General features: G+C 41.7%; 13 protein-coding genes. 1 reads left to right on the top strand and 12 read right to left on the bottom strand.

The window, feature by feature from the left end; translation table 11 throughout:
• Window positions 1-125: 125 nt before the first annotated feature.
• From ACFQZJ_RS03275 to ruvB, 10 genes are all read right to left on the bottom strand, one after another.
• Window positions 126-830 carry an energy transducer TonB gene (locus ACFQZJ_RS03275; protein ID WP_379932273.1) on the bottom strand — a complete coding sequence of 235 codons (705 nt, stop codon included), beginning with the start codon at window positions 828-830 and terminating at the stop codon, window positions 126-128.
• A gap of 62 nt (window positions 831-892) precedes the next feature.
• Window positions 893-1,288 carry a VanZ family protein gene (locus ACFQZJ_RS03270; protein WP_379932272.1) on the bottom strand — a complete coding sequence of 132 codons (396 nt, stop codon included), beginning with the start codon at window positions 1,286-1,288 and terminating at the stop codon, window positions 893-895.
• Window positions 1,281-1,661, bottom strand: a complete 381-nt coding sequence (gene gcvH, locus ACFQZJ_RS03265) for a glycine cleavage system protein GcvH (RefSeq protein WP_379932271.1) — start codon at window positions 1,659-1,661, stop codon at window positions 1,281-1,283. Before gcvH ends, ACFQZJ_RS03270 begins: the two co-directional genes overlap by 8 nt.
• A 188-nt stretch (window positions 1,662-1,849) precedes the next feature.
• Complete coding sequence (sov, locus tag ACFQZJ_RS03260; protein WP_379932269.1) at window positions 1,850-9,025, bottom strand: T9SS outer membrane translocon Sov/SprA; 7,176 nt, start codon at window positions 9,023-9,025, stop codon at window positions 1,850-1,852.
• Between the two features lie 5 nt (window positions 9,026-9,030).
• Window positions 9,031-9,612 (bottom strand): Holliday junction branch migration protein RuvA, encoded by a 582-nt coding sequence (ruvA, locus tag ACFQZJ_RS03255; RefSeq protein WP_379932268.1) that lies wholly within the window; start codon window positions 9,610-9,612, stop codon window positions 9,031-9,033.
• Window positions 9,613-9,763: 151 nt separating this feature from the next.
• Window positions 9,764-12,058, bottom strand: coding sequence for an NADP-dependent malic enzyme (locus tag ACFQZJ_RS03250; RefSeq protein WP_379932267.1), 2,295 nt, complete (start codon window positions 12,056-12,058; stop codon window positions 9,764-9,766).
• Between the two features lie 110 nt (window positions 12,059-12,168).
• A complete protein-coding gene (locus ACFQZJ_RS03245) occupies window positions 12,169-13,476 on the bottom strand; it encodes an MFS transporter (RefSeq protein WP_379932265.1) in 1,308 nt (435 codons plus the stop codon).
• A gap of 182 nt (window positions 13,477-13,658) precedes the next feature.
• Complete coding sequence (queG, locus tag ACFQZJ_RS03240; RefSeq protein WP_379932263.1) at window positions 13,659-14,576, bottom strand: tRNA epoxyqueuosine(34) reductase QueG; 918 nt, start codon at window positions 14,574-14,576, stop codon at window positions 13,659-13,661.
• Window positions 14,573-15,898 carry a cytochrome P450 gene (locus ACFQZJ_RS03235; RefSeq protein WP_379932262.1) on the bottom strand — a complete coding sequence of 442 codons (1,326 nt, stop codon included), beginning with the start codon at window positions 15,896-15,898 and terminating at the stop codon, window positions 14,573-14,575. Before ACFQZJ_RS03235 ends, queG begins: the two co-directional genes overlap by 4 nt.
• On the bottom strand, window positions 15,898-16,920 hold the full coding sequence (gene ruvB / locus ACFQZJ_RS03230) for a Holliday junction branch migration DNA helicase RuvB (protein WP_379932261.1): 1,023 nt from the start codon (window positions 16,918-16,920) through the stop codon (window positions 15,898-15,900). The genes ACFQZJ_RS03235 and ruvB overlap by 1 nt, the downstream gene beginning before the upstream one ends.
• 95 nt (window positions 16,921-17,015) lie before the next feature.
• On the opposite strand from ruvB, the gene ACFQZJ_RS03225 reads away from it, so the two are divergent.
• Window positions 17,016-19,280 (top strand): acyl-CoA dehydrogenase family protein, encoded by a 2,265-nt coding sequence (locus tag ACFQZJ_RS03225; RefSeq protein WP_379932260.1) that lies wholly within the window; start codon window positions 17,016-17,018, stop codon window positions 19,278-19,280.
• A gap of 264 nt (window positions 19,281-19,544) precedes the next feature.
• Here the strand turns inward: ACFQZJ_RS03225 and ACFQZJ_RS03220 are convergent, their stop codons facing one another.
• The gene (locus ACFQZJ_RS03220) at window positions 19,545-20,372 is read right to left on the bottom strand and encodes a GIN domain-containing protein (RefSeq protein WP_379932259.1); all 828 of its coding nucleotides are present in this window, start codon (window positions 20,370-20,372) and stop codon (window positions 19,545-19,547) included.
• Between the two features lie 136 nt (window positions 20,373-20,508).
• On the bottom strand, window positions 20,509-22,335 hold the full coding sequence (locus ACFQZJ_RS03215) for a cytochrome c oxidase subunit I (protein ID WP_379932257.1): 1,827 nt from the start codon (window positions 22,333-22,335) through the stop codon (window positions 20,509-20,511).
• Window positions 22,336-22,367 lie beyond the last annotated feature (32 nt).

Here is a 22,367-nt window from a genome sequence, read left to right as displayed (position 1 = left end):
TATGGACTACATTAACTTAAAACGATTGTTCCTATAAAGCAAGTCGTTTTGTGCAAGCTTAAAAATTGAGCATAAAAAAATCCCGAGACAATAACCTCGGGATTTTCTAGTCTGTAAACGTATTTTTATTGTAATTTGAAGGTAATCGGAATACTGAACGGTACGCGCACCGCTCTACCCCTTTGCTTACCTGGTGTCATTTTTGGCAACTTATCTATAATTCTCGCCGCTTCTTTTTCTAGGTTTTTATCCGGGCCACGCATTCTAACACCTCCGATACTACCGTCTTTTTGTATTACGAACATTACGTTCACCCTACCCTGAACACCCATCTCTTGGGCAATTTCCGGGTAACGGAAATTTTTGGCAATGTGCTTTTGTATCATTTTATTGAAACATGCTCTTTTATCACTTTCATTTTCACAACCGGGAAAAACAGGCACATCTTCAATTACCGAGAAAGGCACATCCAAATCTTCTTCTATCTCGTCTACAACAACGTCCTCCACTTCGATAATTTCCTCGTCTTGGCTTGTTTCCGTAGATTCTATGATGGTTTCCTCCACTTCTTCCTCATCCTCTACAACCTCAATAATTTCAGGAGCTTGTGGCGGTGGCGGTGGCGGTGGCGTTTTAATCTGCTCCGTCATTGGAACTTCTTCGTCCAACAGATCGTCCACGTTCATAGAGGTGTCGTATTCGTTGATCTTATCATACGTTTTCCACTCAAATGCTACATAAGTAAGTAGCATTACCGCAGCCAGACCCATAACAAAATAGAGACTACTATTTTTTGTCAAGTCGGCCTTTGGATTCTTTTTAGGTTCCATATCTATTCAATTTAGTGTTTGCTAATTTAACTAATTAATTACTAAAAATACAATTAAAATTTTCATTTTAACCCCCAATCCTTGGAAACTAGGCGCTTAACCAGAAAAACACCCACCAAAGCACCTGCAGAATTCGCGAAAACATCTAAAATATCCCCGTGTCGGTCTTGTGTAAATCCATATTGTAAAAGCTCAATAAGTATGCCATAAACAACTGCAAAAAGAAAAGAACACCAAAGAACTTTCTTAAGGGCAAATTCCGTTCTAGTTATTTCACTTACGGCTTTAACCCCTAGAACCACTAAAACAAAATAAAATGTAAAATGCACGATCTTATCTATATGCGGTATATTGATTCTTGGCGCCGCCATGGTTCCGGTAAAAGAAAATAAGCTGGCAAATGTTATAAACACCAACCAACTTACAAATAAAATTCTAAAAAGAAAGGTATTAGCCACCAATCAACTCTTTGTAATCGGCGTCGCTCAAAAGCTCGCTTACCTCATCTGGATTGTTTATTTTTATTTTAATCATCCATCCTTTTCCGTAAGGGTCCGAGTTCACTACTTCTGGCTCGTCTTCCAAATCTTCGTTGAACGCTATGACCTCTCCTGACAAAGGCAAAAACAAATCAGAAACTGTTTTCACTGCTTCAACCGTTCCAAAAACTGCATCTTTTTCCAATACTTCGTCAAGTGTATCCACCTCAACATAAACAATATCCCCTAACTCGCCCTGTGCAAAGTCGGTGATACCTACTATGGCAATATCTCCATCGATTTTAATCCATTCGTGATCCTTGGTGTACTTTAATTCTGCCGGTATATTCATTATTTTGCGTGTTTGATATGTAGCAAATGTAAATGATTCTATATAGGTTTTCAAAAAAATAAAGGCACTTACCCGACTATTTTGATTAAATGGTGCGACAAGAGGGTAAAAAAGCCACTGTGAAACAGAAACGTATCCTACGAATACTTTATCCTACAGCCTCTATTTTTATTAACGACGGCACTAACTTAATTTCCGAAATTATACCTAAGCGTAAAGCCAGCATTGATCGTGGTCTGCGGAAAAGCTGTAGATACAGCGAACTGCGAAAAGGAATGGTCATAGAAAAACAGTGCGTTCAATTGTTTGCTCAACGCATAGTCTGCCGTAAACTTAAAGGACAACAGATTCTGACCCGAAGTAATTTGATTATTATCGATATCCAGATTTCTTATAATGGTAATATTATCCCGCAAGGTAAGATCCGCTTTTAAATTCAAATCTCCTTTTAAACGCGTTTTGTTTCCGCCAATATTCGTAACCAATTTCACATCTTTGATACGATAGCCCAGACCAACCGTATAATCGGTTCCGTTGATCTCGGTCATTAGGTTATTATCAAAACTTAAGGACAAAGCCCTATCGGTACGTACCTCGGCCAACACACTTACCGAATTTTTCATCTCAAAATCCACCCGTACCAAAGGATTAAAACCATCTACCATAACCACATTATTTATAATATTGTCCGGTAAAACATCTAGGGTCTCAGGGTCAATGGCGCTATTCTGTTTTTCCAAATTCGTTTGAAAAGAGTTGATGCTATAGGAAGAACGATATCCATGTTGCAATGAGAACCGTTTGAACTTCTTTTTAAAGAACTTACTTTTCATTAATCCGGTATACTTTATATTCCAATTGGGAATGGGAATATCTCTAAAGGCGTCCAAGTTTACGCGGTCTGCATCTTGACCAGAATAAGCCGCAAAAAATGCTGGTAAAAGGACCTCTTGCTGCGTTTTTCCGTAACCTGCAGGAAATACACCGTCTTCGGAAGAAGCACCATCGGGGATACCTCTATCTGCCACCAAACGATTAGCAATAGTCAATCTATTTTCCTTAAACTGCTCAAAAGTGCTAGAGTCAAATTCATCGCTTTTACTAAATGCCGTACCAATCATCACGGTAGAAATACTGAAACTTCCAAAGTTATTGCCCAATTGCAAGTTGTAGGGGATTTCAGCACCCGGCTCCACGTTAAAGTTTTCCTGATAACTTTCGGAAAACTGCCGATCAGCAACTAAGTCTATCGTCAAATCCCTTGTAGGCTGTGCCGTTGCGGTAATATTCAACTGCGTGTTGGACCTTCTAATAAACTGTTCGTTAAACTCCGGAAAGGTAGTTAGCCAACCGTTTCTGGCCGCTTCAAAACGAATATCGGACTGGCTACCGAAAACAAAGCCTAAAGACGGTCTTGACGTTCCTATAAAACCAATAGACTGTGTATAACCGGGCAGTACGGTACCATTGCTCTCGTTATAGTTGATGTTAAGTCGTTTTACCATAGTCACTACATCTACGACAGTATTGAATAAAGCACTGGTTTTTTTCTTTTCTTTTTCTTCTTCACCTGCCGCCAAACCAAGATTCCCTTTACTAGGTTTGGATGAAACGCCTTCCCTTTTCTTAAGTCCAATAAGATCGTAGAACTTCTGCATGGTCAACGATGCGGTAAGATTATGGGTGTTAGCGTTCTGTATCGTATTCAATTGTGCGTTGGGATCATCTAGCGCTGTTTGCACCACTTCTGCAATGGCATCACCACCGCGTTGCCAGTCAAAATTTCCGATATAACTATATTGCGCACTTATAAAATCCAATGCCGGTATCTTGGCAAAAGGAATCTCGTAATTCAACTGTAATTCCTGGGCATGCCTATTTGGCTCGCCGATATCAAAAAAGCCGTCCCAGAGCCCCAATGTTTGACCTACCCTGTCCCTAGAATCTACAGGCTCGTTTTCGTTGAAATAATTTCGTACGATATTGTTATTGGAAGCCGTTAAGTTCAACCGAAGCGATTTGGTTAGATTATAATTTACGGCATACTGCCAATTAAACAAGTAGTTACGTTGTTGCAGTTCGGGAAGCTCCAAGCGGTCTACACCTTCTTCGCGTACATCCCTAAAACGTTGTGCATTGAACTGCCTGTTTATATTGGAATTCAAGGAAACGCTGGCGGGCAACAAGTTTAGGTTCAAATCCTTTAACCATTTCCAATAGGCCCCTGTAAACAGTGAGTCCTTTTTTGCAAAGGGCGCTACCTCTACCGGATCAAAGCTATGGGCATATACAAAACCGGTATTCACGCTCTGATCACGTAGTTTGGCAATCTCAAAATCCCTGTGATCGGTATCGTTATAGGAATAGTTAAATGTGAAGTTTTCTATATCGTAAAAATTGGCATCGGCTTCCTCTCCCCTATCCTTTCGAACACCGATTAAATTGATGCTCGTTCTTTTGGTGTAGTCTTCTGCCTGCTCCCTAATTTCATCCGCAGCTTCCTGATCTGGTGCCGCATTTATTAAGTCGTCCAATTTTAAATCGTCGTAAACCGGGTCAAATTCCGGAGTAATGATCTGCTCGGATATCCCATAGTTAAAAGGTAATTGTATGCCCCATTTTTTAGGCAGCAACTGCCCTACGTTTACATTGGTTACCAAGTCATAGGAAACTGCATCTTCCCGTGCGCGTTCATTTGGCATTTGATCAATAGTACCAAAACCGGAGGTACTGGTACTGCCCGTTGCGGTCATATTCGCAAAATCCGCAATATTGGCATCTACCGCAGCTACTGCCGCCCAACCACCATTATTATCCAAGCCTGCCAAACGTAATTCGTTAAACCAAACCTCGCCTCTTGCCGGTAGGTTATCCTGGTTCTTAATACCCACCATTATACTTCGGATACTTCCCAAAGACGGATTTCCCCGTATTCCTATACGCAGTCTCCCCGGGGTTCTAATATCAAATTCGTTTACGGGAAATACTTCGCCGTTCTCCACTTCAAAGAAACGTACCTGGCTCAAATCCCCACTTTGGATCCATAACGATTTTACCTTGTTCAAATCGCTTAGACTAATGTTCATCTCGTTCACCTCTGGCCAAATCTCGCTTTCCGAGGCAGACCCAAAAGGAGTAAACTGCAACGGAAGTTCTACCTGGTAAAAATTTTGTGAAAAATCCGTTCCAAAACGCAAGAAACCAACCAATGGCGTAGAGCTATCGGCATAATCACTGTCCACCACTTTTTCTGCGTGCATGAACATTTTAAGATTTTTATACTGACGGATATCAATATTCAAATTCTTGAACACTCCCCTCGAATCCCTTGGCTCCAAACCTTCGACCAATAAGGAAAGAGACTGCTCGTTCTGACGGATTATGGTATTATTGTTGTTCAATTGCTCTCTTGCAACACCTGGAGGTAACACATAAGGTATGGGAAGCCTACTGTTGTTCTCCTCTATATTTACCGTGTTCACATCTAAGGTAGTACCGTCATCTGCGGGGTTATCGTCTATAGTGATATCCTGTAAGGTCTTGGTATACGTACGCCAATCGCCACGCACTAAATCCAACGTTGCAAAACGCAACACCGTAGGATCGCTGAAACCAGTCATGTACATACGCATGAAACTAATAGATCTAAAATCCGTAATACCGCCTACGGCATCCGTAAAATCGCTTAACGGAATTTTGTACTGTATCCATCTTCTGTTAAGTTGATCTCCGTTTGGCAGTTCGGGTGTAGTACCCTCTTTAATATCGGTTACGTACTTATCGTTTATGGTTGTGTTCGGTTTAATTTCAATACGGTATTCGTAGTAACTATTTACCGTATTCATTGTCAGATCCCGATCTATATCCTCTACGTCGGGCAAGGTCGTAGAACCCCTATTTGTATTGGTAACCGCTACCGGCGAATTCCCATCAGGATTGTTAAAATCAAAATAACGTTCTAAAATACTACCCTCACGGTTCAAATAATATTGAAAATTGTCCAGTGCCGGATCGGGACCAGGGTTACTATCATAAATTGCCTGTTCCGCCTCGTCGTTAAGACCGTCCAGACCAATATCCTGCAAGGCACGGTTGGCTTCACTGGCATCAAAAGCATAGACCAAGGATTGTGTAGCAGGTACCTCCCCCCATGATGTAGGCGCCACAAAGTCATTGCTCTCCACACCTGGAAGTCCGTTCTCGTACTGTTTTTTTCCGTCCCGTAAAATATCCTCGGAAATATTACCCAGGTTCAACACTAATTCACCGGAGCTGGTAGCTTCCCCATCTACGTAGGGATCCAAGACCCAAAACTGAACAAACTCTACATTGGTCTGTTCAAAGTTCGTACTGCTCAAAGACCGCATAATACCGCCCCACTTTTCGTTAGGGGCCGCCGAATCAAAATTGGCGTTGTTATTGTACGGTCCTTTAGCGTTGGGGTAATAGGCCATATCCAAAGTACCTTGCACAGTGGTCTGCCCTTGGGCAATATCTACCTGTGGAAAGACCTCGTCTATAAAAACCCTTCTTGTAGCATTGGTAGAAATATCGTTATCACTAATTTCGGCCGGTCTTTGATTGGTGTAAAAAATAGGATCAATAGTATACCAAGCCATTTTGGCCCTACCGAAACCATTTTCCAAATTGGCATCGTCTTCTGGCGAACTTCCGGACAATTGGCCGCCCGGGGCAAATTCCAAAGGCGTACTGGCCAAGTTCCAGGCTAGGAAGCCCCTAATGTCCAGTAGGGTCTGCGCCCCTTCAAAATCATCTAGATACGTGGTAGTTTCCCCTCTAAAATCGGCATTCTTCGGAGAACTTGGTTTCAACCAAGCTACCTCTGCCCGTACCGATACATTGGAGGGTACATCCGTATCTATATTTGGAAGCTTGTTCACCATTCTGGTCAAAAAAGGCACCTCGGTCGAGAAGTTGGAGTTTAATCCAAAAATGGTATTGTTTACCGGCTCTATACCAAAATTGGATTTCTGGGTTAGCGGTCGCTCGTTCAAATTTAATAGGGTACCGCCCAATACAAAATTCTTGCTGAACTGATGTTCCACGTTGATTCCCGTAAAACGGCGTGTCTGTTGTCCAAAAACAGCATTGTTTTCTACGGAAATGTTTATTGGAGTATTACTGGCTTCCAGACTTGGGTCCAATAGTTGTACCGTACCCGCTTGATAGTTTACGGTGTAATCGATTCCTTCTTGCAATTGCCTACCACCGGCTGTTACGGTTACCGAACCTCTTGGCACGTTAAACGCCCCAATTGGAATACCGTTACTACCTTCTGCCTTAAACTGCCCTTTTAAAATAAACTTGTTTTTTTCCGGGTCTTGCAAAGCTGCCGCCTTGGTAAGCTCATACATATCCCTGAAAACATATTGATCCTGATTGGGGTTATAGGCAGATGGGGTGTTATATTGCCCAGCATTACCGTTTTCCAAGGTCTCGAACAAGTACTCCCCAAAAGGCTCTACTTTGGTAAAGATGATACGTCCGCCTTGGGTATCTACCGTAATACCGGGATAAAAATCAAAAAAACCATCACCTCCCGGCTGTAGATCGTTATAGATATTTAACCTATCCAGGTTGAATACATCCAACAAGATACGTTCCTCCAAACCATCTGGCCATCCGGAACTGGGTCCTTCATCTATTGGGGTAATGTAATTTCTTGGTGTGGGATCGGAATATAATATATTGAGCTTAAAATCATCCTGACTCAAACGAAATGCCCCGGTCGCATAGATATTCTTCATCATCAAATCCCAAATAGGATCACTGACGTTTGTAATATTACTTTTTAATAATTTAAGAATCAAGGTATTGTTCTCAATGATAGGATTTGCACCTTGGGAAACCGTAGTGGCATCCAAACCGCCGTTGGCAAATTCACCTACTTGAAACACTTCTCCACCAAAAGTATATTGAAAGGCCACGGCCAGCACCTCATCGTTACTTAAGCGTTGGTTCAAGGAAATATAACCCAATTGTGAATTAAACGTATAATCTCGTGTAAGCTCCAATTTGCGTGCATTTTCCAATATGGCGTAATCGAAACCTTGGTTAGGGCGGTATCCCGCTGCAAAACTGGCAGGATTAAACGCATTTTCTACCGTTGCAATATCCCTTATATTGCTGGTCAAGGCACCATTAGGGCCAATAAGCCCCGGATCATAGTCGTTAGCATTGTTTCTTGGCCTAACATCTGCTGGATTATTAAAAAAACCGTCAGCATCCGCACCATTTTGTCCTACCCTGGTTTTCTCTGGAAATACTTCCCCTAAATCCTGCAAAGCGACTACATTCCTCACATTTAAGGTCTGCTGGCTCCTGTTCGTAACCCAAACTTCCAATCTCGTAATCTGAACTTGACTTTGAATATACGGGTAGGTTTCCAAGGCCCTGTCGTAATTGTCCCTAAAATAATGTGCCAAGAAAAAGTGTTTGTCCTCATCATAATCCAAGGCCGTAATATTAAACTCGTTCAAAGTTCCACCGCCTTGCGCCACTACCGTATTGTTCTGGGAACGCTGTTCGGAAAAAACTGCGGTGACCGTGGTTTTCCCAAATTGTAACTGTGTTTTTACCCCAAATAGACTTTGTGCGCCCTTTATGAGTGAACTGTTCAAGGGCATATTTACGTTACCAACCTCAATTTTTTGAAGAATATCATCTTCGGTAGGGGTATAATCCAGTTTTACAATGTTCTGAAAATCAAAGGTAGCCTCGGTATCATAATTCGCGTTTACCTGCAAACGCTCCCCAATTTTACCCAGCATGCTTAAACTGATGCGTTGATCAAAATCAAAGGACAGGTTGGTTCTATTGCGAGGGGAAAGCGATGGGTTATCGTTCTTTTGCCAAATAACACCTAAATCCATGGCTACAGAACCTTGTGGGATGACCTCTATAGTGTTTCCTCCAAACACAGATTGAAAGAAATCGTTGTTGACATAAAAGTTAGGCAGTAAATTTTTTCTTGCTTCCTCACTCCCTTCCTTCTTACCAGAGTAGGCATCCGATTTTTCCTTGAAGTAGGATTTTATACCCTCCTTTTTTATGAGGTCGTAATATTGCTCAGGCGTTAGAATAATAGGATAGCCTATATCAAAATCCCCTATTTTTTCATTATAGACATAACGATCCAACTTGGGATCATACAAGTATCTAGAAACGATACTCTCCGGGTTTTCCAGAACAATACGCCCTAGGTCAAATCCGGTTTTGACAGAATCTATTTGTTGTTCGTCCGTTTCCTGCGCCGTTGCTACTGCCACGCTACCGAAAACAAATAAGAATAAAAATAGATACTTAAAAGATGTTTTAAGATTATTGATTGCCCCTAATTTCAAACTTGTTACAAATTTTTGAGCGCGAGTTTTATGATGTTCTCAACGCTTAGCGAAGTATCTTGGGAAATTACTTTGTCAACTACCTTTTCGGCCTGTCGCCTAGCGAATCCTAGAACCTCTAAAGCAGATAACGCTTCATCTTTATTTGTATTGTTTGAAGTTGTGGAAAGTTCGTCTATATCGTATACTTTCAATATTTTGTCCCTGAGGTCTAAAATGACCCTTTGGGCGGTCTTGGCCCCAATACCTTTTATGGACTGGATGGCAGGAACATCACCATTGGCGATAGCGTCCCTGATTTGAGCAGGAGACAATGAGGATAACATAGTCCTGGCGGTACTTGATCCAATACCAGACACCGACAACAGCAACCTGAATATCTCACGTTCAGATTTCTCTACAAAACCAAATAAGGTATGGGAGTCTTCCTTTACTTGTAAATGCGTAAAAAGATGTATCAACTCACCATCTAAAATCTTGGAGAAGGTATGTAGGGATATATTCACAAAATATCCTACACCACCACATTCTATAATAACATAGGTGGGGTTTTTCTCTACTAATTTTCCTTTAAGGTGATGTATCATTTTGTAAAATAAGGTTCAAGCGTCAAGTTCAAATTCAAGTGCAAATTCAAACACAAATTCAAATTGCGAAGGTGTTCCGAGTTTAAGCAAACTACTGTTTACGTTTCACTTTGCCTATTGCCCTATCCGGGCGGATATTAATTGTTTTTGATCAATTACCAGCCTTGGCCTTCTTTCTTTTTTCCCTTTCCTGAGCATCGATAACCGCTACGGCGCTCATATTCACGATTTCGTCTACACTGGCTCCAAGCTGCATGATATGAACCGATTTTCTTAATCCTACCATGATAGGGCCAATAGAATCCGACTTGTTAAGTTCCTTCAACAGTTTGTACGTTATGTTGGCCGATTCCAGATTAGGGAATATTAGTGTATTCACTTTTCTGCCGGCAAGTTTGGAGAACGGAAATTTACTTTCGAGCAACGCTCTATTTAAGGCAAAATCTGTTTGTATTTCACCATCGACTACCAAACTTGGGTTTTTTTCATGTAAAATTTTTACTGCCTCCCGTACTTTCTTAGCATTTGGATGTGAGGAAGAACCAAAGTTAGCATAGCTTAATAGTGCCATTACCGGTTCAAAACCAAAGGTACTGGCAACGTTTGCTGTCATCTGGGCAATTTCTGCAATTTCCTCGGCATTGGGATCTATATTAATAGAAGTATCCGCCAAGAACAATGGTCCCCTATCCGTAATCATAATATTGACCGTAGATACTTTTTTTACGTTTGCAGCTCTACCAATAACCTCTAAAATTGGCTTTACAACTGTTGGATACGCTCTTGAATAGCCGGAAATCATTCCATCTGCATCGCCCTCCAGCACCATCATGGCCCCAAAATAATTACGCTCCTTCATTCTTATTTTTGCGCTATACAGCGTAGTTCCACTGCGCCGTCTACTTTCCCAAAACTTAGTGGCGTATCTAATATGCTGCTCTTCAAACTCTTTGTCGAACGGGTCTACAATAAGTACATCCGCATCAAATTCCAATTCTTTTTTAAGCTCTAGAATAATATCCTTTCTACCCAAAAGAATAGGTTCTGCTATACCTTCCTCATGCACTATTTGCGCAGCTTTTAGGACATCTAAATGATCTGCCTCCGTAAATACAATACGTTTTGCATTGGATTTTGCACGGCTATGAAGCAAGCGCACCACTTTATTATCGTTCCCGGAACGTTGCAACAACTCTTCTTCATATTTTACCCAATCCTCTATTGGTGCTTTTGCAACGCCACTTTCCATAGCTGCCTTTGCTACCGCTGGTGGTATTTTTGCAATAAGCCGCTGATCAAAAGGTTTTGGGATAATGTACTCTTTCCCAAAGGTCAAACGTGTTTCTCCATAGGCAATGTTCACTTGTTCGGGAACCGGTTCCTTGGTCAATTCGGCCAAGGCCTTTACCGCGGCCATTTTCATTGCTTCGTTTATGGAGGTAGCCCTTACATCCAAAGCACCTCTAAAAATGAATGGAAAACCCAAAACATTATTAACTTGATTAGGATGATCGGACCGTCCTGTGGCCATGATTATATCCTTTCTGGTTGCTACAGCTAAATCATATTTTATTTCCGGATCTGGATTCGCCATGGCAAAAACGATGGGATTATCCGCCATGGACAATAACATTTCCGGGGAGACGATATCCGCAATGGACAGTCCCACAAAAACATCGGCATCAACCATGGCCTCTTCGAGTGTGTCTATTTTTCTATCAGAGGCAAATTCCAATTTTTCTTTGGACAAACCATCTCGGTCACTGCGTATAACACCTTTACTGTCCAACATCACTATATTTTCCGGACGTGCACCAAAGGCTTTATATAATCGTGTACAGGATACCGCTGCCGCACCCGCACCGCTGATTACAATTCTTACCTCCTCCATCTTCTTATCGGTAAGTTCCAACGCGTTCAACAAAGCGGCCGCCGAAATAATTGCCGTACCATGTTGATCGTCGTGCATTACCGGAATATCCAATTCCTCTTTTAATCGTCTTTCAATTTCAAAAGCTTCCGGTGCCTTAATATCTTCCAAATTAATTCCACCAAAAGTCGGTGCAATCATTTTTACGGTTTCTACAAATTTATCTACGTCCTCCGTATCTACTTCTATATCAATACCGTCTATATCCGCAAAGATTTTAAAAAGCAGGCTTTTGCCCTCCATTACCGGCTTGGAAGCTTCCGGGCCTATATTGCCTAGGCCTAAAACGGCCGTACCGTTGGAAATAACGGCAACAATATTACCTTTTGCAGTGTATTTATATACATTCTCTACATCCTTTGCAATTTCCAAACAAGGTTCCGCAACTCCTGGCGAATAGGCCAAGGCCAAATCCCGTTGTGTTGCATACGGTTTTGTAGGTACGATCTTTATTTTACCCGGTTGAGGCTTCGCGTGATAGATCAGCGCTTCCCTTCTTTGTTTTTGTTTGCTCATAGTGTAACTTTAAAACACAAATTTAGGTGTAATCTTTGGAAAAGAGCAAGCGCTTCCAATTTTATAAGAAAAAATAGAATTTTACTTTGAAGTTGAAAACAAAAGTTTCCTTACTCTTGGTTCTTTTGCACATTTAAACGCATCGCTAAAATAGCCGAAATTATAAAAAAGCCCCCGGCGAAGAGTATGGCATTGATAGCACTACCTCCCAATAGATATTTGTAAATAGGACCAAAGGTCAAAGTTTCTATGCCCATTGGAATCACGATCATCATATTCAAAATTCCCATATAAACACCACGTCTTTCCTGTGGTACCACTTTCGAGACCATGGTATATGGGATACCCATCATGGCTGCCCAACCAATACCGAACAGTACCATTGGCGCCAATACAAGAACAGGGTCGTCTATAAACGGAATAGCAAATAACGCTACTCCCGTTCCAACCAAACTTAAGGCGTATATTTTTTTACCACCATACTTTAGGGTCAACGGTACCAGGGCCAAGGCAACCACCATGGTAACAATATTATAGGTTAGACTCATTTGAGCAGATTGCGATGCCGCTTCTGATATCCCGTACCCCATGGTTTTCATAAATAAAGGGGTAATGTACTGCCAATAGACAAAGAGCGCATACCACTGAAATAGATAGACGGCACCCAACTTCCACATAAATATTGGCATATCTTTTATGGCAGCACCGATTTCGGTAAAGGGCTTTACCATCCTTTGACCTATTGAAAGTGCTTTGATTTTATTGATCTCTACCATTTCATCTTCCGAAGGCGGTATCTCGGGTGTCTTAAAAACAGACCACAAAACAGTTGTTATAGAAAGAACACACCCCAAATAAAAAGAGTAATACATCCACGTTGGCACAACATTACCACCTTCAACAGTTTCGGCACCAAAGAATTTTTGAAACAAGACTATAGAACCCATTGCCAATAAAATTCCGGCCCCTACAAACAAACTTTGCATCTGGTACCCCAAACTTAGTTGTGTGTCCGGAAGCTTATCCCCTATAAAAGCCCGGTAAGGTTCCATTGCCATGTTATTACCTACGTCTAAAATCCAAAGTAATCCTACTGCAAACCACAACAGGGGACTGTGGGGAAATGCAAACAGGCACAAACTACCGATGATGGCACCAATGAGAAAATAAGGTTTACGCCTACCCCATTTTGGAGACCAGGTTTTATCGGAGATGGCGCCAATTATAGGCTGAACAACAAAGCCCGTAACAGGCCCGGCAAGATTAAGAATAGGAAGCATTTCCTCCGATGCACCAAGATATAGAAATAAAGGATTGACAGCGGTTTGTTGCAGACCAAAACTATATTGAATTCCTAAAAACCCAACATTCATATTAAATATCTGCCAAAAACTTAAACTTGGTTTACCTATTTTCATGCTTTTCAATTTTGGTTTGGTTGCCAACCCAATTGCACGCGTTTAGAAATTAATTGAGTTGCTAACTACGTATCCAGCTGGTTTTATTAGCTTCCAAGATAGTATTTTTAATACTTGGATGATACCCGCTACGAAAAAAAAGAGCTCATTGAACTTACGAAAACGATAGCGTAACTGAATTACTACTTTAAAAAGTTGATGTTCCGTTGTAATCCAGAGAATTTTGTACGCTTCACTGCAGATTTTTGAAATACTTTTCTGAATACTTCTTCCGTAATCTCCTCCCAGTCCTTTTTGGACATGGAAAGTAACTCCGGGTGCGGATTGAACAGGGGTTCGTTATGCGGTTTGGAGAACCTGTTCCAAGGGCAAACGTCTTGGCATACATCACAGCCAAAGGCCCAATCGTCAAACTGCCCTTTAAATTCGTTCGGAATTTCGTTCCTCAACTCAATGGTGACATAGGATATGCATTTGCTGCCATCAACAACATAAGGTTCAACAATTGCCTGGGTAGGGCAGGCATCGATACATGCGGTGCAGGTGCCGCAATGGTCGGTTACCGGGGTATCGTACTCCAAATCCAGATCTACGATGAGCTCCGCAATAAAATAAAAAGAACCGACTTGCTGTGTGAGCAGATTGCTATGTTTTCCGATCCAGCCCAATCCCGCTTTGGCGGCCCAAGCTTTGTCCAAGACCGGAGCGGAATCTACAAAAGCCCGTCCGTTTACCTCGCCAATTTCTTCGGATATGAATTCTTGTAATTGCCGTAATTTCGATTTTATGACGTGATGATAATCGTGACCATAAGCGTACTTGGAAATTTTATAGGTATTCGGCACCTGCTTTTCTTCGGGATAATAGTTCAGCAACAGCGATATGACCGATTTTGAACCTTCTACCAGAAGTCTGGGATCCAAGCGTTTGTCGAAATGATTTTCCATATACGACATTTCGCCATGCCTATTGTTCTTTAGCCAACGCTCCAAGCGTGGTGCTTCCTCTTCCAAAAAATCCGCTTTAGAAATACCACAGGAAAGAAATCCCAGACGCTTGGCCTCGGCCTTTATCACTTTGGATGTCTTTGCTTTGTTCATCGAAGTTGAAAGTGAAGATTAACGGCCAATGGTTTTAAAGAAATAAGCGGGTCGATGGGGATTTTATTCACATCCGACGACAACTTGTACATACGTAATATCTCCGCAACGGTCAATATCATTTCCTGCATCGCAAAATTGTTTCCTACGCACATTCGTGGGCCGGCACCAAAAGGAAAGTAATAATCGGAGTAATCTTTTTTATTACTAGGGTCAAAACGTTCTGGAATAAAGTTTTCTGGGGCATCCCAAAAACGCTCATCCCTGTGCAGTTCGTAAATAGCGAGTAAAAGCATTGTATTCTTTGGAATCCGGTACCCTTCTATCTCGTCTTCTTCAATAGCCTCCCGGTCTATATAGTATGCCGGTGGGTACAAGCGCATGCCTTCCTCAATACTCTGTTTTACATACGGCAGTTTCCTTAGACTTTCCATCTCAAAATCCTGTTCCCAATCTATCTTTAATACTTCTTGATAGGCCTTCTCCTGCACTTCTGGGTGTGTAGCCAACAGATGTAAGGTAAAACCGAGGGCATTGGCCGTAGTCTCATGACCGGCAGCGAATAAAATCAATACTTCATCTATCAACTGTTTTTCGGACATGGAACCCCCGTCTTCATACCGAGCTTTTAGAAGCATATCCAATAAATCGTCCTTATCGGAACCGTCAGCAATTCTTTCACTAATAATTTGGCTCAGAATTGATCGAGCGTTTTTGGATATTTTCAAATGATGCGCAATTTTTCCAGAAAGCTTGTACCACCAATTTAAATAAGGCTGCCGCATTTCTTTAATCAGCATCCTTTGGTTGGCTTCCGTTATGTCCTTAAGGTCCGACATTTGTTTTTGAATGTCATCCCTGCTGAACAAGGAAGTAGCTACCACTTGAAAAGCAAGATCTCCCATTAAGGGGTATATATTCTGCCGTTCATTGGGACGTATTTTTGCCAATTCGCCTTTAATGGCCCTGTGCATTATAGTAATGAGGCCCTGTAATTTTTTCTTGTGAAATGCGGGCTGCACCATGCGCCGATGCGTACGCCAATGTTCTCCGTTGGAGGTCAATAAACCATGACCAATATATTTTGCCAAGTCAACGGTTTGTAAGGAAGATTTTTGATATTTTTTTTGCTGGGTCTGTAGTACTTGCTTTATGAATTTGGCATGTCTTGTAAATACGATACGTTTATGAAAACCTACCTCGACCTCAAAAATATCGCCCAACCTATTGAAATTATCGTGGTGAAAAGGGAGCGGATTACTTAGAATCTGTTTTCTGTTCTTAAAAACATGCGAGCGTGTAACACGGGGGAGTTTTTTCATTAAAATAGCCCTCCTTGAATATTGTTTTTAATCCTACCTAGATGGGAGTAGGCCAATTCTGTCACCTCGCGACCCCTTGGTGTTCGCATAATGAAACCTTGCTGTATCAAAAACGGTTCGTAAACTTCTTCTATGGTTTCCGAACTTTCCGATACCGCGGTGGCCAAGGTAGTGATACCTACCGGACCTCCCTTGAACTTATCTATAATGGTCGTGAGTATTTTATTGTCCATTTCGTCCAGGCCGTGCGCATCTACGTTCAATGCCTTCAGGCTAAACTTGGATATATCCATATCTATACTTCCGTTCCCTTTTATCTGGGCAAAATCCCGCACCCTGCGCAACAAGGCATTACAGATTCTTGGTGTTCCCCTACTACGACCCGCAATTTCTATAGCCGCCTCCTGGGTAATGGGTACTTTTAAAATCTCGGCACTGCGCTCCACGATTGTTGATAATAATTCGGTAGAGTAGTATTGTAACCGACTTTGGATGCCAAAACGAGCCCGCATGGGGGCTGTAAGCAATCCGGAACGCGTAGTGGCGCCTATAAGGGTAAAGGGACTCAAATTAATTTGCACCGATCGGGCATTTGGCCCACTTTCGATCATAATATCTATTCTGTAATCTTCCATGGCAGAATACAAATACTCCTCTACAATAGGGCTTAGCCGGTGTATCTCGTCAATGAACAAAACATCGCGCTCATCTAAATTGGTCAATAGCCCGGCCAAATCGCCCGGCTTGTCCAACACAGGACCAGAGGTAATCTTGATACCTACGCCCAGTTCGTTTGCCAAAATATTGGCCAAAGTGGTCTTTCCCAAACCCGGAGGGCCATGAAATAAAGTATGGTCCAAGGCTTCACCACGTTGGTTGGCCGCTTCTACAAAAACCTTCAGATTCTCCAAAACCTGATCCTGGCCTGTAAAATCATCAAAATTAACAGGTCTTAAGGCCTTTTCTATGTCCAGTTCCGCATCGGAAAAACCCTCCGAGGAGGGATCTAAATACTCGTTCATATCCCAACAAAGATACGTAAACCGTAAAGAAGTTTTTTCACGAAACCCCGCCTTTATTTAGGACACTTTAAGACAGAAATTTGTAATTTCAGGCCATGGAAAAGAAACTATACACCCCCGGAATCCTTCAATATATTCCTTTTTTTTATGTCATCTGGTCGGATGATCTGGTATCCGCATCGGAAATAAACGTTGTTGAGAACTCCATCAATAACGATGTAAGTTTGGACCAAATCGAAAAGCGCACCTTGCTTTCGTGGTTAATCAAGGATAAGCCGCCTACGGACCATACCTTCAAACAATGGAAACATACGATTTCTAGTTCGCAGGTTCTATTGATCGAAAGTGAGACCTATCCCTTGGCTACTTTTAGCCAGAAGGTCGTGTGCCATTACTATGACACCTGCCCTTTCAATATGAGTCTAAAGGATATTGAAATCAATTTAGGCATACAGCCCAACCATTACAACCATCTTTTTGATGTAAAAGTAGTTGAGGAGATTTCTTCCGATTTTTATGACGCCACTAAAATCGATGCAATCCTAAAAGGGCAAAATGCGGCCGTAGTAGATGATTTCAGAACTGCCTTAAACCATCCAATTTTCAAATGGGAGGTCCATAGGGACAAGGAAAAATTTAGGGCCAGAGTATTAGACCAGGTGGTTTACCTGGCCGAGCAAGGATATGGCGCCATGGCCTTTTCAGAAGCTTATGGCGGCACGGGAGACATGGAAGGCTATGCCACCATTTTTGAAAACATGATGTATGTAGATGGAAGCCTTACGATTAAATTCGGGGTTCAATTTGGACTTTTTGGAGGAAGCATCCAAAAACTAGGGACCAAAAAGCACCACGATGCCTATTTACAGCAAACCGGAAAAGCAGAATTACTGGGCTGTTTTGCAATGACCGAAACGGGTCATGGCTCCAACGTTAGGGGCATAAAAACAACCGCTACGTACGATAAAATAACGGATAGTATTATTATACATACGCCGGGAAAGAATGACAATAAGGAATATATTGGCAATGCCCTACATTCCACTATGGCCTCGGTTTTCGCACAATTGATCGTAAACGGCAAAAACGAAGGAGTACATGCTATTTTAGTTCCCATAAGAGGTGAAAACCACAACCTTTTACCAGGAGTCAGAATAGAGGACAACGGATATAAGCTGGGACTAAACGGCGTCGACAACGGAAAAATTTGGTTCCATCAAGTAAGCGTACCTAGAGAAAATCTTTTGAACAAATATGGGAATATAACACCGGAGGGAACTTACGAATCCGAAATCAAAAACCCGAACAAACGATTTTTCACCATGCTGGGAACACTTGTCGGAGGTCGGATATGTGTGGCCAGAGCCGGTCTCGGCGGTGCTAAAATGGCCTTGACCATAGCCATTAAGCACGCGTTAAAACGAAGGCAGTTCAATGATAGCGTAAAGATTCAAGAAGATTTACTGATGGACTACCCCAGCCACCAATTACGTCTTACACCATTAGTAGCAAGTGCATACATATACCATGTTACGCTTGACAAAATGATGGAAATCTATTGCGATGAAAGCCAACCGGACAAACGTAAGGTAGAAACCCAGGTTGCAGGATTAAAATCTATTATTACATGGTACGCCAACAGCGCCATACAAGAATGTAGGGAAGCCTGCGGCGGCAAAGGCTATCTCTTGGAGAACAGGATTGCGGACCTTAAGGGCGATGTGGATATTTTTACCACTTTTGAGGGCGACAACAATGTGTTGCTGCAATTGGCCGCAAAAGGCGTGTTATCGGATTTTAAGGCAGAATTCAATAGCGCAGGGTTCACAACGGTACTTAAACTGTTGAGCCAACAATTGAGCGATAAATTAGCCACGGTGAACCCTATGTACACCAACAAAACGGATAAGGAACATTTACTCAATCCTAAATTTCACCAACACGCCTTCAACCATAGAACCAGAAGGCTCACCTATACTGTGGCCATGCGAATAAGGGATTACATAAAAAAAGGAATCCCTTCGTACCAAGCGTTTCTAAAAGTACAGACCCATTTATTAGCCTTGGGAAAAGCATATAGCACTGAGTTGGCCTATGATACCTTTCATACTTTTACCGAAACTATCGCCGATGAAAAGAATAAGGAGCTATTTCAAAAATTAGGTAGTTTATATGCCCTTTCAGAACTTCGAAAGGATGCCTCATGGTATTTGGAACAAGGGTATATCGGAAGCACAAAATCAAAAGCGATTCGCCAACGCCAAGAACGGCTGTGTACGGAGCTTAGACCTCATTTAAACAGTTTGGTAGACGGTTTTGGCATTCCAGATCACTGTATTTCGGCACCAATAGCAAATTAAATCCGGACTATGCACTTGACTTTCCTAATGAGGATGTAAAGTTCAATAAAATCAAGACTTTTGCGATTGAAGCATAGCTAGCGTTACGGTGATTGAGCGCGAGACGGCGCAGCGATCGACATCACAGGGATTTACAGCCGTAATAGAATTTGTAATTCAATATCCGGGTAAACCCTTATGAACTAATAACACTCGGGTGTATTGCAACAATGAATGTGGAAATAAGTATTGAGCTCCTACGATATCTGTTGCAAGTATCGAACATTAGTTGTTTTCCTTATGTAACTGAGACGTATCCAAAAATTCTAGTATGGTGATTTTTGGATTACCGTAGAGACTGGTTTTAGAAGCGCCTTTAGCGCTAAGCTCAAAATCATCCATCGCAAATACCCTGGCGTTTGGCGAATCTTCCGAGAAAAGTCGTGTTGTTTTGGACCTAAACTCTTCCCCATTAAGCTTACTATTACCATATAATTTAGCGGTAAAGAAATCGGTGTTGCCCTCCATCTTTACAGAAGCATTTTTATACATAAACAACGAATTACTCTGCCCGGTCGCGTATACTTTTGCATCTATTCTATCTCTAAATATTAGATTTAAGGAATCACTTGCCACATTGAAATCTCCAGAACTGTTTCCCTCCATCTGTATAGTTATAACATCGGCAGATGCATTTAAAACTACCCTAGCGGCACCAGATGTCCTTAGATCAAAATTATCAGTAGTTATGACATCTTTCATAGTTATCAGGCCATTATTAACCGTCAAAGCATCAAGTTCGGTATAATACACCGTAATGTTCAATTTTTTCTTGGCTGTAATATTGTAAAAGGAAGAAATATTTAGAACTCCATCCGAAACGTTAAACTTTAAGACATCGATCAAATTGTCGTCTGCCTCCAAGGTGATACTTTCTAACGATGCCTTTTCGATCATTACCTCAATGTCATCACTTAGTGTTATCGCCCTAAAAGCAGGTAGATTCTCGGAAACTACAACTACATTCCTACTGCCCTTAATCTTAGGCTTTCTTTGAGCAAAGGCTTGAAAACCCATGCAAAAAACAAACACAATCAATACTATTCTTTTCATATCACTATTTTAAACATTCCGTTAAATTATGATTCTAAAGGTATTATAAATATTACAACTTTTATGCCAAGCCCTACAGAGCAAAAAAAATGCCCAACTTCATAAGTCGGGCATTTTAAAGTACTAATTACCATTATTAATGGTTCAATTCTTCCTCGTCTTGTTGGAGCGGTATGTGTTGTGGAACAAAATCCTGCCCTGGGATAATGTACTCTCCATCTGCATCTACCTTACTATAATCGTACGCCCAACGGTGTACTTCTGGGATAGCACCTGGCCAGTTTCCATGAATGTGTTTCTGAGAAGCGGTCCATTCCAAGGTGTTGGAATCCCATGGGTTCTGTGGTCCTTTTTTACCATAAAACATACTGTATACAAAGTTCGCTACAAAAATTAATTGAGCAGCCCCTGCAATTAATGCAAATACCGTCATGAGAACCTGAACGTCCGCCAATTCATCGAACATCGGAAAAGCAGTATTTTCGTAATACCGTCTTGGTACACCGGCCATACCTACAAAGTGCATTGGAAAGAAAACACCATAAGCACAAACCGCAGTAATCCAGAAATGAACATATCCCATATTCTTATTTAACATCCTTCCTTCGAACATTATAGGGAACCAGTGGTAAACACCGGCAAACAGCCCGTAAAGTGCGGATATACCCATTACCAAATGAAAGTGTGCCACTACAAAATAAGTATCATGAACATTGATATCCAATGTACTGTCACCCAAGATAATACCCGTAAGTCCACCAGTAATAAAGGTAGACACCAAACCAATGGAGAATAACATCGCAGGATTAAGCTGGAGGTTACCCTTCCATAAGGTGGTTATATAGTTAAAGGCCTTTACAGCTGATGGAATTGCGATCAGCAGTGTGGTAAAGGTAAACACGGAACCCAAGAACGGATTCATCCCTGAGATGAACATGTGATGGCCCCAAACAATCGTGGACAAAAAGGCTATCGCTAAAATTGATGCAACCATTGCCCGGTAACCAAAAATCGGTTTTCTAGCGTTAGTTGACATTACCTCGGAAGTAATACCCAATGCCGGCAATAATACGATATACACTTCAGGGTGTCCTAAGAACCAAAACAAGTGTTCATATAACACCGGTGATCCGCCTTGATAATGTAACACTTCCCCTTGAATAAAAATATCAGAAAGAAAGAACGAGGTTCCGAAGCTCCTGTCCATAATTAACATTAATGCCGCCGAAAGCAGAACCGGAAAGGACACCACACCAATAATGGCCGTAACAAAAAACGCCCATATCGTTAGCGGCAACCTTGTCATGGACATACCTTTTGTTCTTAAATTGATAACCGTAACGATATAATTTAAAGATCCTAATAACGAGGAAGCGATGAATATGGCCATAGATGACAACCACAAGGTCATCCCCATACCTGAACCAGGTTGGGCCATAGGTAGCGCACTTAATGGTGGATAAATTGTCCATCCCGCGGCAGCTGGACCGGCTTCGACAAAAAGTGATATAATCATTATCACACTCGCAAGAAAAAACAACCAGAAGGAAACCATGTTCAGAAAGCCTGAAGCCATATCTCGTGCTCCTATCTGAAGTGGTATCAACAGATTACTAAAGGTACCGCTTAATCCGGCAGTTAAAACGAAAAACACCATTATGGTACCATGCATCGTTACGAGTGCAAGATATACATCGGCATCCATTATCCCGTCTGGAGCCCATTTCCCCAAAAAGGTATCAAAGACTAAAAATGCTTCTCCTGGCCAAGCCAACTGCATCCTCATTAAGAGGGACATGGCAATACCGATAAAACCCATCACCAAAACACCTAAAATAAGGTATTGTTTGGCAATCATTTTGTGGTCCTGACTAAATATATACTTTGTTACGAACGTTTCCTTATGATGATGCCCATGGTCGTCATGAGCATGATCATCGGCATGTGCTGTTACTGCTGACATAATCGAATAAATTTTTATTTAACTTCCTTTTT

The organism is Maribacter chungangensis, from assembly GCF_042676845.1.
GTDB classification, from domain to species: domain Bacteria; phylum Bacteroidota; class Bacteroidia; order Flavobacteriales; family Flavobacteriaceae; genus Maribacter; species Maribacter chungangensis.
The sequence above is the reverse complement of the archived record's forward strand: the minus strand, read 5'-3'. Positions and strand labels throughout refer to the sequence as shown.

Bases quoted from the DNA above. Each gene is read 5' to 3' on its own strand.
- ACFQZJ_RS03275 (WP_379932273.1), bottom strand. From the start codon at position 830: ATGGAACCTAAAAAGAATCCAAAGGCCGACTTGACAAAAAATAGTAGT.
- gcvH (WP_379932271.1), bottom strand. From the start codon at position 1,661: ATGAATATACCGGCAGAATTAAAGTACACCAAGGATCACGAATGGATT.
- ruvA (WP_379932268.1), bottom strand. From the start codon at position 9,612: ATGATACATCACCTTAAAGGAAAATTAGTAGAGAAAAACCCCACCTAT.
- ACFQZJ_RS03250 (WP_379932267.1), bottom strand. From the start codon at position 12,058: ATGAGCAAACAAAAACAAAGAAGGGAAGCGCTGATCTATCACGCGAAG.
- ACFQZJ_RS03245 (WP_379932265.1), bottom strand. From the start codon at position 13,476: ATGAAAATAGGTAAACCAAGTTTAAGTTTTTGGCAGATATTTAATATG.
- queG (WP_379932263.1), bottom strand. From the start codon at position 14,576: ATGAACAAAGCAAAGACATCCAAAGTGATAAAGGCCGAGGCCAAGCGT.
- ACFQZJ_RS03235 (WP_379932262.1), bottom strand. From the start codon at position 15,898: ATGAAAAAACTCCCCCGTGTTACACGCTCGCATGTTTTTAAGAACAGA.
- ruvB (WP_379932261.1), bottom strand. From the start codon at position 16,920: ATGAACGAGTATTTAGATCCCTCCTCGGAGGGTTTTTCCGATGCGGAA.
- ACFQZJ_RS03225 (WP_379932260.1), top strand. From the start codon at position 17,016: ATGGAAAAGAAACTATACACCCCCGGAATCCTTCAATATATTCCTTTT.
- ACFQZJ_RS03220 (WP_379932259.1), bottom strand. From the start codon at position 20,372: ATGAAAAGAATAGTATTGATTGTGTTTGTTTTTTGCATGGGTTTTCAA.
- ACFQZJ_RS03215 (WP_379932257.1), bottom strand. From the start codon at position 22,335: ATGTCAGCAGTAACAGCACATGCCGATGATCATGCTCATGACGACCAT.